3 protein-coding genes are annotated in these 15,339 nt (G+C 74.0%); all 3 read left to right on the top strand.

Annotation, left to right across the window (positions count from 1 at the left end; genetic code table 11):
- Positions 1 to 2 precede the first annotated feature (2 nt).
- The gene (locus WMF29_RS43640) at positions 3 to 224 is read left to right on the top strand and encodes an MbtH family protein (protein WP_437325953.1); all 222 of its coding nucleotides are present in this window, start codon (positions 3 to 5) and stop codon (positions 222 to 224) included.
- Positions 225 to 289: 65 nt separating this feature from the next.
- A complete protein-coding gene (locus WMF29_RS43635; protein ID WP_437331232.1) occupies positions 290 to 1,264 on the top strand; it encodes a TauD/TfdA family dioxygenase in 975 nt (324 codons plus the stop codon).
- Positions 1,265 to 1,273: 9 nt separating this feature from the next.
- On the top strand, positions 1,274 to 15,337 hold the full coding sequence (locus WMF29_RS43630; RefSeq protein ID WP_437325952.1) for a non-ribosomal peptide synthase/polyketide synthase: 14,064 nt from the start codon (positions 1,274 to 1,276) through the stop codon (positions 15,335 to 15,337).
- Positions 15,338 to 15,339 lie beyond the last annotated feature (2 nt).

Genomic DNA, 15,339 nt, shown 5'->3' with positions numbered 1-15,339 from the left:
CCATGGCCAACGATGAACGCGAAGACAACACCATTTACAAAGTCGTCGTGAACCACGAGGAGCAGTACTCGATATGGCCCGAGTACCGCGAAAACCCCCTCGGGTGGCGCGACGCGGGCAAGACGGGCACGAAGGCCGAGTGCCTTGATTATATCAAGGAGGTCTGGACCGACATGCGGCCGCTCAGCCTGCGCAAGCAGATGGAGGAGGGCCGGCCGTCGTGACCGCCTCGAGCGCTCTGTCACAGGGCGAGGCGCCCGACGGCGCGGCGCGGAGCGAGGCGGCAGGCCTGTCGCGATCGTTCTTCCCGGACTTCCCGGACCACGCCCTGCCGCTCGTCGTGAGCCCGCTCGGCCGCGGCGACGCGGCGAGCGTGCCCGCGCTCGCCGCGTCCATCCGGGCGTGCGCGGAAGAGGAGCTGATCCGGCACGGAGCGGTGCTGTTCCGCGGCTTCCCGGTCCAGTCGCTCGCCGACTTCCACGCCTTCGTCCGGCTCGTGACGCCGGAGCTCCTCGATTACACGTTCGGGTCGACGCCGCGCTCCCACGTGCAGGACCGGATCTACACGTCGACGGAGTACCCCGCTCACCAGCACATCCCCCTTCACAACGAGCAGTCGTACACGCTCGACTGGCCGCTCAAGATCTGGTTTCACTGCGCGCAGGCCGCGCCCGAGGGGGGGAGCACGCCTATCGCGGACAGCCGCGAGGTCTTCCGCCGCATCCCGGCCCGGATACGGGAGCGGTTCGCGGCGAAGAAGGTGATGTACGTCCGCAACTACGGCAACGGCCTGGACCTGCCGTGGCAGAAGGTCTTTGGCACGGACGACCGGGCCGAGGTCGAGCGCTTCTGCCAGGCGGCAGGCATCGAGTGCGTGTGGAAGGCCGACGGCGAGCTGCGCACACGCCAGGTGTGCCAGGCCGTGGCGACCCACCCGCGCACCGGAGAGCAGGTGTGGTTCAACCAGGCTCACCTGTTCCACGTCTCCAACCTGGACCCGGCCGCGCGGGAGGCGCTCCTCTCGATCTTCGCCGAGGAAGACCTGCCCCGCAACGCCATGTATGGAGACGGATCGCCCATCGAGGCCGACGCGCTCGACGAGATCCGCGAGGTGTACAGGCAGCTCGCCGTGGAGTTCGCCTGGCGAGAGGGGGACGTGCTCCTCGCGGACAACATGCTGGTCGCCCACGGGCGCGCGCCCTACCGCGGCCCGCGCAAGGTCCTTGTAGCCATGGCCGAGCCGTACCGGGCCAAAGCCTCCTGAGGTTCTTTCATGCGTGAGGATGTCTTCGTTTTTCCGATGAGCTTCGTCCAGGAGCGGTTGTGGTTCCTCGCCCAGCTCGAGCCGGAGAGCGCCTCTTACAACCTGGCAACCGCCGTGCGGCTCGCCGGGGCGCTCGACGTCTCCCTGGTGGAGCGGTGCGTCTCCGAGATCGTGCGCCGGCACGAGGTCCTGCGCACGACGTTCGACGTCGTCGACGGCCTGCCCTCGCAGATCGTCCACGCCGACGGGGCGCCGCGGATCGAGCGGATCGATCTCGGCGCGCTGCCATCGGCGCAGCGGGACGCCGAGGTCCGGCGCCTGATCGAGCGCGAGGCGCGGCGGCCGTTCGACACGGCGAGCGGCCCGCTCCTCCGGCTCACGCTCCTGCGGCTCGGATCGGAAGAACACATCCTCCTCTGGGTCGTGCACCACCTCGTCTTCGACGGGTGGTCCACGAGCCTCGTCCTCACGGAGTTCGCGGCGCTCTACACGGCGTTCTCCGCGGGCCGGCCCGCCGCGCTCGCCGACCTGCCGCTGCAGTACGCGGACTTCGCGCACTGGCAGCGCGAGCGCGTGGAAGGCGGGCTGCTCGAGGCCCAGGTGGCCTACTGGAGAAAGCAGCTCGAAGGGCAGCCCGGGCTGCTGGAGCTGCCCGCGGATCGCCCGCGGCCCGCGATCCAGCGCTTCCGGGGAGCGCGGCACTTCTTCCGCGTGCCGGGCGCGCTCGCCGCAGCGCTCGGCGCCCTCGCGCGGCGCGAGGAGACGACCGTGTTCGCGGTGCTGATGGCGGGGTTCCAGGCCCTGCTCGCCCGCCGCGCGGGGACGTTCGATATCAGCGTGGGCACGCCGGTGACGAACCGGAGCCGGGCCGAGCTGGAAGGGCTTGTCGGCTGCTTCGCCAACACCGCCGTTGTCCGCGCCGACCTCTCCGGGGATCCGCCGTTCGCGGCGCTGCTCGCCCGGGTCACGGGGGCCGTGCGCGAGGCGCAGGCGCACCAGGAGGTGCCGTTCGATCAGGTGGTGGAGGCCGTGAGCCCGGTCCGGGACCTGAGCCACGCGCCGCTCTGCCAGGTGATGTTCGCGCTCCAGCCGGCCCTGCGGCAGCCCTTCGCGATACCGGGCCTCGAGGTGCGCCTGCTCGATCTGGACGTGGGCGGCGCCCAGTTCGATCTCTCGCTCAACCTCGCGCCCGACGAGGACGGGCTGGCAGGCGCCCTCGAATACGACACGGACCTGTTCGACGCGGGCACGGTCGCGCGGATGGCCGATGAGCTGCTGCGCCTGCTCGCAGGCGCGGCGGCGAGCTCCGCGACGCGCCTGTCGGAGCTGCCGCTGCTCGCGGCCGAAGAGCGGCGGCAGGTGCTCGAGTGGGGCACGGCGGGGGCGATCGGAGAGACGCCGCGCGCCGCGCATCGGAGGTTCGAGGAGCAGGCCGCGCGGGCGCCCGAGGCGACGGCCGTCGTCCACGAGGCGCAGCAGATCACGTACGGCGAGCTGGATCGGAGGGCCAACCAGCTGGCGCAGCTCCTCCGGCGGCGCGGGGTGGGGCCGGAGGTCCGCGTGGGCATCTGCCTGCCGCGCTCGATCGGGAGGATCGCCGCCGTGCTCGGCGCGCTGAAGGCGGGCGGCGCGTTCGTCCCGCTCGACCCCGACCTCCCCCGGGAGCGGATCGCCGAGGCGATCGGCGGCGCCGCGATCCGCGTTGTGATCGCGCAGGGCGACGCGGCGGCCGAGCCGCCCCCCGGCGTCGACGTTGTCCACCTGGACGCGGCCTGGACGTGCGTGCTCCACGAGCCGTCCACACCGCCGGGCGGCGAGCCGGCGCCGGAGCAGGCGGCGTGCGTGTCCACGACCTCCGGCGCGGCGGGGACGCCCGAGAGCGTCGTTGTGCCGCACCGGGCGATCGCGGGCTTCGCCGATGCCGCGGCGGAGGCCTACGAGATCTCGCAGGACGACCGGGTGCTGGAGCTCGCGTCGCCGAGCCTCGACGCGGGCGCGGTGGAGATGTTCGCGTGCCTCGCGCGGGGCGCAACGCTCGTGCTGCCCACGGCAGCGGCGCTCGAGTCTGCGGCCGGGCTCATTTCGGCGTGCGGCGCGTCGGGCGTGACCGTGGTGGTGCTGCCGACCCTGGTCTGGCACCGCGTCGTCGCGGGGCTCGACGAGGGCCTGGCGCTGCCGTCGTGCCTCCGGCAGGTCGTCCTCACCGGCGAGGCAGCCTTGCCGGCGCGCGTGCGCGCCTTCCGGGCGTCGCCGGGGGCCGCGCGGGTCCGGTTGCTGAACGCCTACGGCGCGGCCGAGACCACGGCGACGGCGGCGGCGTGCGAGCTGACGGCCGCGGATCCGCGCGACGGGTGGGCGGTCGCCGTCGGCCGGCCGCTCGAGGGCGTGCGCGCCTACGTGCTCGACCCCGCCGGTCAGCCGGTGCCGGCCGGCGTCATCGGAGAGCTGTACCTCGGAGGCCAGGGGCTCGCGCGCGGGTACCTGGGGCGCCCGGATCTGACCGCGGAGCGCTTCGTCCCCGATCCGTTCGCCGATCAGCCGGGAGAGCGGCTGTACCGGACCGGGGACCGGGCGCGGTGGCGGGCCGACGGACGGCTCGAGCTCGCCGGCCGCGTCGATCAGCAGGTGAACCTGCGCGGCTTCCGGATCGACCCCGCGGAGGTCGAGGCGCGCCTCGGCGAGCTGCCCGGGGTGCGCGAGGCGGTCGTGATCGCGCGGCAGGACCGGCCGGAGGAGCGACGGCTCGTGGCGTACGTCGCGACCGGCGCGGACGCGGCGCCGGAGGAGCTGCGGCGCGCGCTGAAGGAGCGGCTGCCGGACTACATGGCGCCCTCGGCGCTCGTGGCGCTGAAGGAGCTGCCCCGCACGCCGCGCGGCAAGATCGACAGGCGCGCGCTGCCGGCGCCGATCGAGGAGAGCGCCCAGGCCACGACGCCGCGCACGGAGGCCGAAGCGACGCTCGCGGGGATCTGGGCGGAGCTCCTGGGAAGGCGGGCCGTCGGGGTCCAGGAGAACTTCTTCGAGCTGGGCGGCGACTCGATCCTCGCGCTCCAGGTCGTCTCGCGCGCGCGGGCCGCGGGCCTCTCGCTCACGCCCCGGCAGGTCTTCCAGCACCAGACGATCGCCGGTCTGGCCTCGGTCGCCGCGTCGGGCTCGGCGCCGGCCGCGGACGCGCAGCTCGCGATGCCGCTCCCCGGCGACGCGCCGCTCACGCCCGTCCAGCGCTGGTTCTTCGAGCTCGGCGGGCCGAACCCGCACCACTGGAACCAGACGGTGCTGCTCGAGCTGCGGCAGCGGGTCTCGGTCGAGGCGCTCACGGCCGCGATCGAGGCGGCGGTCGAGCACCACGGCGCGCTCCGGCTGCGGTTCACGCGCGAGGAGAGCGGGTGGAGCCAGTACTTCGCGGACTCGCCCCCCGCGGCGGTCGCGCGGGTCGATCTCTCGGACCTGCCCGCCGAGGCGCAACCCGCGGCGCTGGCCAGCGCCGCAGCGGAGCACCAGGCGCGCCTCCATCTGGCCGAGGGGCCGGTCCTCTGCGCGGTGCTGTTCGTTTTGGGCCCGGAGCGCCCCGGCCGGCTCCTGCTGGTCGCCCATCACCTCGTGATCGACGCGGTCTCCTGGCGGATCCTGATCGAGGATCTCCAGACCGCCTGCCAGCAGCACGAGCGCGGCGAAGCGATCCAGCTCCCCGAGGAGCTCGTCTCCTTCGGTGAATGGGCCTGGCGCCTGTTCACGCAGGCCCAGTCCGAGGAGGTGACCCGACAGGCGGAGGCGTGGCTCGCCGCGAGCCGCCCCGCGAGGGCGCTGCCCGCCGACGATCCGGCCGGCGCGAGCCTCGAAGCGGACACCGTGTCGCTGACGCGGTTCCTCGACGCCGAGGAGACGCGCGCGCTGCTGCAAGCCGCGCCTGCGTACCGGCTCCGCGTGGACGAGGTGCTGCTCGTGGCGTTCGCCGGAGCGCTCGCGCAGTGGACGGGCGATCCCGCGGTGCTCGTCGATCTGGAGGGACACGGGCGCGACGCGCTCGACGACCTGGATCTCTCCCGCACGGTGGGGTGGTTCACGAGCATCTTCCCCGTCCGGCTGGAGATCCCGGCCGGCGCGGCGCCAGAGCGCGCGCTCAAGGCGCTGAAGGAGCAGCTCCGCGCGGCCCCTCAGGGCGGCGCGACGTACGGGATGCTCCGGTACCTGAGCGAGGACGCGCAGGCGGCGCGGCTCCGGGAGCGCGCCGCGGCGCAGGTGCGCTTCAACTACCTCGGGCGGTGGGACGATCTCTTCGCGTCGAGCCCGCTGTTCGCGCACGCGGAGGGCGACGTCGGGCGCAACCAGGATCCGCGCGCGCCGCGTGGCTACGAGCTGGAGGTCGACGCGGCGATCGTCGACGGGCGCCTGCGGGTGATGTGGAGCTTCAGCGGCGCCCGCCATCGGCCCGAGACGGTGGCGCGCGTCTTCGAGGACTTCGCGGCGCGGCTGCGCGCCCTCGTCGAGCGCGGCGTCGCCCCCGACGCGGGCGGCTACACGCCCTCGGACTTCCCTCTCGCGCGGCTCGATCAGGCGAGGCTGGACCGCCTGCTGGGGCCTGGCCACGACGTCGAGGACGTCTATCCCCTGAGCCCGCTCCAGCAAGGGCTGCTGTTCCATAGCCTGTGGGAGCCCGGCTCCGGCGTTTACGTCGAGCAGGTGACGTGCAGGCTGGAGGGGGCGCTCGACGTCGACGCGTTCCGCGAGGCCTGGCAGGCCGTGGCCCTGCACCACGGCGTCCTGCGCACGACCTTCGCCTGGGAAGGCGCCGACGAGCCGCTCCAGATCGTGCGGCGCGGGGCCGCTGTGGCGGTCGAGATCGAGGACTGGCGCGACGCCGGGGCCGAAGAGCAGCGGGCGCGCCTGGAGGCCCGGATCGAAGCGGATCGCGCGAGGGGCTTCGATCTCGCCCGGGGCCCGCTGATGCGCGTCGCCCTCCTGCGCGTGGCCGACGAGGCCTACCAGTTCCTCTGGAGCCACCATCACCTCCTCCTCGACGGGTGGGCGGCGTCCCTCGTCCTGCAGGACGCCTTCGCCGCGTACGACGCCCTGCGCGCCGGCCGGCCGGCCGTGCTGTCACCTCGCCCGCGTTACCGCGAGTACATCGGCTGGCTGCGAGAGCGGGACGCGAGCGCCGACGAGGGGTTCTGGCGGGGCGCGCTCGCAGGCTTCAGCGCGGCGACGCCGCTCCCCCTGGAGCGCGTGCCGCCGGCCGAGGAGGCGAGCGGGCACGGGGCGACGATCGTGTCGCTGCCGGAGCCGGTCACGGCGCGCCTCCAGCGCTTCGCGCAGCAGCACCGCGTGACGTTGAGCACGCTGGTCCAGGCCGCGTGGGCGCTCCTGCTCAGCCGAGCTGCCCGCACCGACGACGTTGTCTTCGGCGTCACGGTGGCCGGGCGGTCGGCCCCGCTCGCGGGGATCGACGCCATGGTGGGGATCTTCATCAACACGCTGCCGCTGCGCGTGGCCGTGCCGCAGGCGGCGACCGTCGCCGACTGGCTGCGCGATCTCCTGAGGACGACCACCGATCTCGGCCCGCACGAGCACACGCCGCTGGCGCAGGCGCGGGGCTTCAGCGCGGTTCCGGCGGGACAACCGCTCTTCGAGAGCCTCGTCGTCTTCGAGAACTATCCCGTCGATCCTCGGACCCAGCAGGGGTTGCCCGGGCTCGCGGTCCGCGACGTCGCGTTCGCGGACCAGACCAACTACCCGCTCACCCTGGCCGCCCTGCCGGGGGCTCAGCTCCAGCTGCGCCTGTCCTACGATCGGCGGCGGTTCGACGAGGAGGTCGCCTCACGCCTTCTCGGCTTCGTCGAGGTGGCGCTCCGGCAGATCGTCAGCCGCCCCGAGGCGCGGGTCGGAGAGCTGTCGCTCGTCGGCGAGCTGGAGTCGAGGCGTGTCGTGACGGAGTGGAACGCGACCGAGCGCGCGTATCCGGGCGAGCTGCACGTCCACGAGCTCTTCGAGGCGCAGGCGGCGCGGACGCCCGACGCGGTGGCCGTGATCTTCGGTGAGCGGCGGCTCAGCTATCGAGAGCTCAACGCGCGCGCCAACCGGGTGGCGCACGCGCTCAGGAAGCGCGGCGTGGGGCCGGACGTGCTCGTCGCCATCGCCGCGGAGCGCTCCGTCGAGCTGGTCGTCGGGCTGCTCGGCATCCTGAAGGCCGGCGGGGCGTATGTGCCCATCGATCCCGATTATCCCGCCGATCGGATCGCCTACATGCTCGAGGACGCGGCCGCGCCGGTCCTGCTGAGTCAGTGGCCCGTGGCCTCGCGCCTGCCGCCCCACCGCGCCCAGGTGCTGTGCCTGGACGTGGATCGCGCCAAGATCGACAAGGAGCCTGCCCAGAACCCCGCCGTGGTCGTCTCGCCGGACAACCTCGCTTACACCATCTACACCTCGGGCTCGACAGGCAGGCCCAAGGGCGCCGGCAACAGCCACCGTGGCCTGCTCAACCGGCTCCAGTGGATGCAGGAGCGCTACGGCCTCACCCCGCGAGATCGGGTGTTGCAGAAGACGCCCTTCAGCTTCGATGTCTCGGTCTGGGAGTTCTTCTGGCCCTTGATGATCGGCGCCGGCCTCGTCGTCGCGAGGCCGGGCGATCACCGCGACGGCGATCGGCTCGTCGAGCTGATCAAGCGGAACGGCGTCACCACGCTGCACTTCGTCCCGCCCATGCTCCAGGCCTTCCTGGAGACGCCCGACGTGGCCTCGTGCACGTCGCTGCTGCGGGTCATCTGCAGCGGCGAGGCGCTGCCGGCGGAGCTCGCGCGGCGGTGCTTCGAGCGGCTTCCGGACGCCGAGATCCACAACCTCTACGGGCCCACCGAGGCGTCGATCGACGTCACCTTCTGGGCCTGCCAGCGAGACGACACCTCCGCCTCGGTGCCTATCGGAACTCCGATCGCCAACACGCAGATTTACCTGCTCGACCGCCAGGGCCAGCCCGTGCCCGCCGGCGTCGCCGGCGAGCTCCACATCGGCGGCGTCGGCCTCGCCCGCGGCTATCACCGTCGTCCTGACCTGACCGCGGAGCGCTTCGTGCCCGATCCGTTCGGCTCCGTCCCCGGAGGGCGGCTGTACAGGACAGGCGATCTCGCGCGCCACAGGCCCGACGGAGCCATCGAGTTCCTCGGCCGCCTCGATCACCAGGTGAAGATCCGCGGCCTGCGCATCGAGCTCGGCGAGATCGAGGCGCGCCTGCTCCAGTACCCGGGCGTCGGCGAGGCCGTCGTCCTCGCCCGGAGCGAGGCCCACGGCGGAAAGCGCCTCGTCGCCTACGTCGCGGGCCGCGAGGGCGCGGCGCTCGATCCGCAGTCGCTCCGGGCCTGGCTCGCCGAGACGCTCCCGGCCTACATGGTGCCCGCGCCCATCCTCGTGCTCGATCGGCTGCCGCTGTCGCCCAACGGCAAGGTCGACCGGCGCGCCCTCCCCTCCCCCGAGCAGCTCGAGGCGCCGGCCCATCGCCCCCACGTCGCGCCCCGGACCGAGCCGGAGCGCTTCCTCGCGGAGGTCTGGGCCGAGGTGCTGCGCCGCGAGCAGGTCGGCGTCGAGGACGACTTCTTCGAGCTCGGCGGGGACTCCATCGTCACGCTGCAGATCATCGCGCGCGCCGCGCAGCGCGGGCTGCGGCTGACGCCCAAGCAGATCTTCACGCGCCGCACGATCGCCGCGCTCGCCGGCGATCTCCCGGCGGCGCCGGCCGCGCCCCTGCCGCCCGCCCAGCCCGTCGAGATCGCGCCGTTCAGCCTCGCCCGGCTGGAGCGGGCGCAGCTCGAGGCCTTGCTGCAGGCCGACGACGGCATCGAGGACGTCGTCCCCGCGTCCCCGGTGCAGCAGGGCATGCTCTTCCACTCGCTCCTCACGCCGGAGGACAGCCCGTACTTCAACCAGATCGTCTGCCGATTCACGCAGGGCCTGGATGTCGAGGCCTTCTCGCGGGCCTTCGAGGTCCTCAGCGCGCGCCACGCCATCCTGCGGACGGGCTTCCTCACCGGCGTCGAGGAGCCGCACCAGGTCGTGCGGCGCGCCGCGCGCCTGCCCATCGCGGTCCTCGACTGGCGCGAGGTCCCGGAGGCCGAGCAGGCGGCGGCGCTCGAGCGCTTCCTCCGGGACGATCGCCGGCGGGGCCTCCGCTTCGAGGAGCCGCCGCTCCTGCGGGTCTCGGTGCTGCGCCTCCCGGAGCGCGTCGACCAGATCGTCTGGAGCGTCCACCACGCGCTGCTCGACGGCTGGTGTCAGGGGCTGATCCTGAAGGAGTGGCTGACCTATTACGACGAGGCGGGCCGCGGCGCGCTGCGCGCGCGGGAAGAAGCGCCGCCCTACGCGAGCTACGTCGCGTGGCTCGAGCGGCAGGACATGGCGGCCGCCGAGGCCTTCTTCCGGGCTCACCTGAAGGGGCTGACGGCGCCGACCCCGCTGCCGGAGCGCGAGGAGGCCGAGGCGGCGCCGGGCTTCCGTGAGCGCCACGCGCGGCTCTCGCCGGACGCGACGAGGGCGCTCCAGGGCTTCGCGCAGGCGCAGGGCGTGACGCTCAACACCGCCGTGCAGGCCGCGTGGGCGCTGCTCCTGGCCCGCCATGGCGGCGAGCCGGATGTGCTCTTCGGCGTCACCGTGGCCGGTCGCCCCGCCGACCTGCCCGAGGCCGGCTCCATCATGGGCGCGTTCATCAACTCGCTCCCGCTGCGCCTCCGCGTCGCCCCGGAGATGCGGCTCGGGGCGTGGCTCCGCCAGATCCAGGAGCTCAACCTCGAGCTGCGCCAATACGAGTACAGCCCGCTGGCGCAGGTGCAGCAGTGGAGCGACGTGGAGCGAGGGGCGCCGCTCTTCGAGTCGCTGCTCGTCTTCCAGAACTTCCCCATCGACGACGCCGTCGACGAGCACCGGAAGGCCCTCGGGATCGAGGTGAGCACGGCGGAGGCCTGGACGAACTACCCGCTCACCGTCTACGTGACCCCGGGGCGCGAGCTCTCGCTCTTGCTCTCGTTCGACGGGCGGCGCCTCGACGACGGCGCGGTCGCCCGCATGGCCGCGGCCCTGTGCGCGCTGCTCGAGCGCATGGCGGGCCAGCCCGAGGCGCGGCTCGCCGAGCTCGCGCTCCCCGACGACCCGGAGCTCCTGCGGCTCACCGCGGAGCGGAACGCGACGGGGCGGGACCATCGGTCCAGGCCGTGCCTGCCGGAGCTGCTCGCGGAGCAGGCCGCGCGGACGCCGGACGCCATCGCGGTGACGTGCGGGCAAGACCAGCTGACCTACGGCGAGCTGAACGCCCGCGCCAACCGGCTGGCCCACCACCTGCGCCAGCAGGGGGTCGGCCCGGGGACGCTGGTGGGCCTGTGCGTCGAGCGCTCGCTGGAGATGCTCGTGGGGGCGCTGGGCATCCTGAAGTCGGGCGGGGCGTACGTCCCGCTCGACCCGGCCTATCCGCGCGAGCGGCTCCGCGCCATGCTGGAGGACTCGCGGCTGCCGCTCCTGCTCACGCAGGAACGCCTGCTGCCGGCGCTGCCTGGCGCCGGCGCCGGCGCGCGCGCGATCTGCCTGGATCGGGACTGGCCCGCCATCGCGGGCGCGCCGGCTCACGATCCGGCGCCGCGCGCGGGCGAGGAAGACCTCGCCTACGTCATCTACACGTCGGGCTCCACGGGTCGGCCCAAGGGGGTCATGGTCCGCCACGGGGGCGTCGCCAACTTCCTCCTGTCGATGCAGGAGCTGCTGGCGCCGCCGGCGGGCTTCGTGCTGCTCGCCACCACGTCGATCTCGTTCGATATCGCGGTGCTCGAGCTGTTCCTCCCGCTCCTGGCAGGCGGGCGCGTTGTGCTCGCCCACCGCGAGGACGTGGCCGACGGCGAGCGCCTCGCCGCGCTGCTCGGCGCGTCTGGCGCCACGTGGATGCAGGCCACGCCGACGGGCTGGAAGATGCTGCTCGACAGCGGCAGCCCGCGGCTCGCCGGCGTCACGGTCCTCTGCGGCGGCGAGGCCTTCCCGCGGGAGCTCGCGCGCAGGTTCCTCGACGCGGGCGTGTCGCCCTGGAACCTCTACGGACCGACGGAGACGACCGTCTGGTCGAGCCTCCACCGCGTGACCGAAGGCGGGCCGATCCCGCTCGGGAGCCCGATCGCCAACACCGAGATCCACGTGCTCGATCGGCAGCTCTCGCCCGCGCCTTTCGGCGTGGCGGGCGAGGTCTACATCGGGGGCGCCGGCCTCGCGCGCGGGTACCTCGATCGGCCCGATCTGACGGCCGAGCGCTTCGTCCCGGACCCCTTCAGCCGGGAGCCCGGCCGCCGGCTCTACAGGACCGGTGACCTGGCGCGGCTCGGGCGCGACGGCGCGATCGAGTTCCTCGGGCGGGCCGATCATCAGCTCAAGATCCGCGGCCACCGGATCGAGCCGGGCGAGATCGAGGCGCAGCTGCGGGCGCACCCGGGCGTGCGCGACGCAGTGGTCGTGGCCCTCGAGGACGCAGGGCTCCTCCGCCTCGTCGCGTACGTCGTGCCGGCGCGCGGCGCGGCGCTCACCGCGGACGGGCTGCGCGCATCGCTCCGGGAGCGGCTGCCCGAGCCCATGGTGCCCTCGGCGTACGTGTGGCTCGACGAGCTGCCGCTCACCCCGAACGGCAAGCTGAACCGGAAGGCCCTGCCCGCCCCGGGGCTCGCGTCCCGCGAGCAGGCCGCGAAGCCCCGCACCGCGACGGAGGAGGCCGTGGCCGCGATCTGGGCCGAGGTGCTCGGCCTCGAGGCGGTGGGCGTGGACGAGACCTTCTTCGAGATCGGCGGCAACTCGCTCCTGGCGACGCGCGTGATCGCCCGCGTCCGCGCCGCGTTCCAGGTGGAGCTGCCGCTCAGGTCGGTCTTCGATCACCCGACCGCGGCGCGGCTCGCCAGCGCCGTGGACGACGCGGTCAGGCAGCGGCAGGGCGTGACGCTGCCGCCGATCACCCCGCAGCCCGAGGACGGCGCGCCGCCGCTCTCGTTCTCCCAGCAGCGCCTGTGGTTCCTGGCCCAGCTCGAGCCCACGGCGGCCTCGTACAACATCCCCGCGGCCGTGCGCCTCGTCGGCCCGCTCGACGTGGACCGGCTGCAGCGCGCGTTCGAGGCGGTGGTCCGCCGTCACGCGTCGATGCGCACGACGTTCGCGGAGATCGACGGCCAGCCGGCGATGATCGTCCGCGCGGAGCAGCCGGTCGCGATCGCGATCGCGATCGCGGATCTCCGCGCCGCGCCCGGAGCGGATCGCGAGGCGCAGGCGCAGCGCGCGCTCGAGGCGGAGGCGAGCCGCGCCTTCGATCTGGTCGAGGGGCCGCTGTTCCGGATCACGCTGCTCCGCCTCGGCGAGCGCGAGCACGCGCTGCTCGTGGTCCTCCACCACATCGTGTCGGACGGGTGGTCCTTGAACCTCCTCGTCGACGAGGTGATGGAGCTCTACGCCGCCGACGCGGAGGGCCGGACCGCGGCGCTCCCGTCGCTGCCGGTCCAGTACGCCGACTACGCCCGGTGGCAGCGCGCGTGGCTCGCCGGATCGGCGCTCGACCAGCAGCTCGCGTACTGGCGGCGGCGGCTCGGCGCGGAGCCGCCGGTGCTGCGGCTTCCCACGGATCTGCCGCGGCCCCCGGCGCGCTCGTACAGGGGCGCTCGCCACGCCTTCGCGCTCCCGGGCGAGCTCTCGGCGGCGCTCGGCGCGCTCGCGCGTGGCCAGGGAGTCACCTCGTTCATGCTGCTCCTGGCCGCGTTCGAGGTGCTGATCGCGCGCTACAGCGGGCAGACGGACCTCTGCATCGGGACGCCGATCGCGGGCCGCACCCGTGTCGAGATCGAGGGGCTCATCGGGCTCTTCGTCAACACGCTCGTCCTGCGGGCGGACGTCGGCGGAGATCCGAGCTTCCCCGAGCTGCTCGCGCGCGTCCGCGAGGAGGTGCTGGCGGCGCAGGCGCACCAGGACCTGCCGTTCGAGCAGCTCGTCCAGGCGCTCCGGCCCGCGCGGGACCTCGGCCATACGCCGCTGTTCCAGGTGATGTTCTCGCTCCAGGACGACCCGCGGGGCGCGCCGCCGCTCGGCGACCTCGAGATCCTGCGGCTCGACGTCGATCCCGGCAGCGCCCAGTTCGACCTCTCGCTCCACATGGCGGCGACGCCGGAGGGGCTGCGCGGCTCGTTCGAGTACAGCACCGATCTCTTCGAGGAGCGCTCGATCCGCCGCATGGCGGACGACCTCCTCACGCTGCTGGCGGGGATCGCCGCCCGGCCGACCTCCCGGCTCTGCGAGCTGCCGCTGCCGGAGCCGCGCCTCCCGGCGCCCCCGGAGCCGCTCGAGGCCGCGCGCCAGGACAACGCCGCCGGCGCGGACGGCGCGGGCGGCGCAGCGGCGGACGCGGCGCCCGTCACCGCCGTCGAGTCGCGGCTCGCGGAGATCTGGGCCGCGGTGCTGGGCCGCGAGCGCGTCGGCCGCCACGACAACTTCTTCGAGCTGGGAGGCGACTCGATCCTGAGCCTCCAGGTCGTCTCCCGCGCGAAGCAGGCGGGCCTGCGCCTGACGGCGCGCCAGATGTTCCAGCACCAGACCCTCGCCGCGCTGGCGGCCGCCGCGGGCCTCGCCACGGACGCCGCTCGGGCGCCGGAACCGGACGAGGAGGGCGCGGCGGCGGGCGACGTCCCGCTGACGCCGATCCAGCGGCGGTTCTTCGCGCGCGACCTGCCGAACCCGCACCACTGGAACCAGGCGCTCCTGCTCGCCGTCGCCGAGCCGCTCGAGTGGCCGGCGCTGGAGGCGGCCGTGCAGGCGATCCTCCGCCACCACGGCGCGCTGCGGCTGCGCTACGTGCCCGAGGAGCGCGGCTTCCGCCAGACGCTCGCGCCCTCCCACGAGCCCGCCGCGATCGTCCATCGAGCGGACCTCGCCGGCGTGCCCGAGGCCGAGCAGCCGGCGGCGATCGAGGAGCACGCGTCCCGGTGGCAGGCCAGCCTGGACCTGACCGCGGGGCCGCTCCTGCGCGTCGTCGGCTTCGAGCTCGGCGCCGGCAGGCCGGGGCGGCTTCTGCTCGTCGCGCACCACCTGGTCGTCGACGGCGTGTCGTGGCGCGTCCTGCTCGAGGATCTGGAGGCCGCCTACGATCAGGCCCGCCGCGGGGCGCCGCCGCAGCTGCCCGACAGGACCACCTCCTTCGCGCGGTGGGCGGCGCGCCTCGACGCGGCGGCCCGGGACGCCGCGCTCCAGGAAGAGGCGGCCTTCTGGCTCGGTCTCCCCTGGGATCGCCTCGCGCCGCTGCCTGTCGACGAGCCGGCGGGGGATCGCGCGGAGACGGCCATGGCCACGCTCACGATGGGCCTGAGCGGGCCGGAGACACGGTCGCTCCTGGAGGCGGTGTCGGAGGCGTACCGGACGCGGATCGACGAGTTCTTGCTGGCCGGGCTGGCCCTCGCCCTCCAGCGGTGGACCGGCCAGCCGCTCTCGGCGATCGACGTCGAGGGCCACGGGCGCGAGGCGCTCGACGGGGAGGACCTCGACCTGTCGCGCACCGTCGGCTGGTTCACGAGCGTCTACCCGGTGCTGCTCGAGATCGCGCCGGGCGCTGCGCCGGGCGCGGTGCTCAAGGCGGTGAAGGAGCAGCTCCGCCGCGTCCCGCGCCGCGGCCTCCCCTACGGCGCGGTGCGGGAGCTCGGCACCGGGGCGATCGCGGACCGGCTGCGCCGCCTGCCCGCGCCCGGGGTCGGGTTCAACTACCTGGGGCAGTGGGACCAGGTGGTCGGCGCCGGCGCGCGGTTCTCGCTCGCCGCGGAGTCGCCCGGCGCCCAGCACGACCCGCGCAGCCCGCTCGCGTACGAGATCGAGATCGACGCGGCGGTGTACGACGGCCGGCTCGAGGCGACCTTCCGCTACAGCGCCGCGCGGCACCGGGAGGAGACGATCGCGGCGGTCAGCGCGCTGTGGCGCGACGCGCTGAGAGAGCTGATCGCGCACTGCCTGTCCCCCGACGCCGGCGGCTACACGCCGTCGGACTTCACCGACGTCGCGCTCGCGGCGGATGAGCTGGACTCCATCCTGGAAGCCTTGGACTGACG

This window comes from Sorangium sp. So ce381 (assembly GCF_051473845.1).
GTDB lineage: Bacteria > Myxococcota_A > Polyangia > Polyangiales > Polyangiaceae > Sorangium > Sorangium atrum.
The sequence above is the reverse complement of the archived record's forward strand: the minus strand, read 5'-3'. Positions and strand labels throughout refer to the sequence as shown.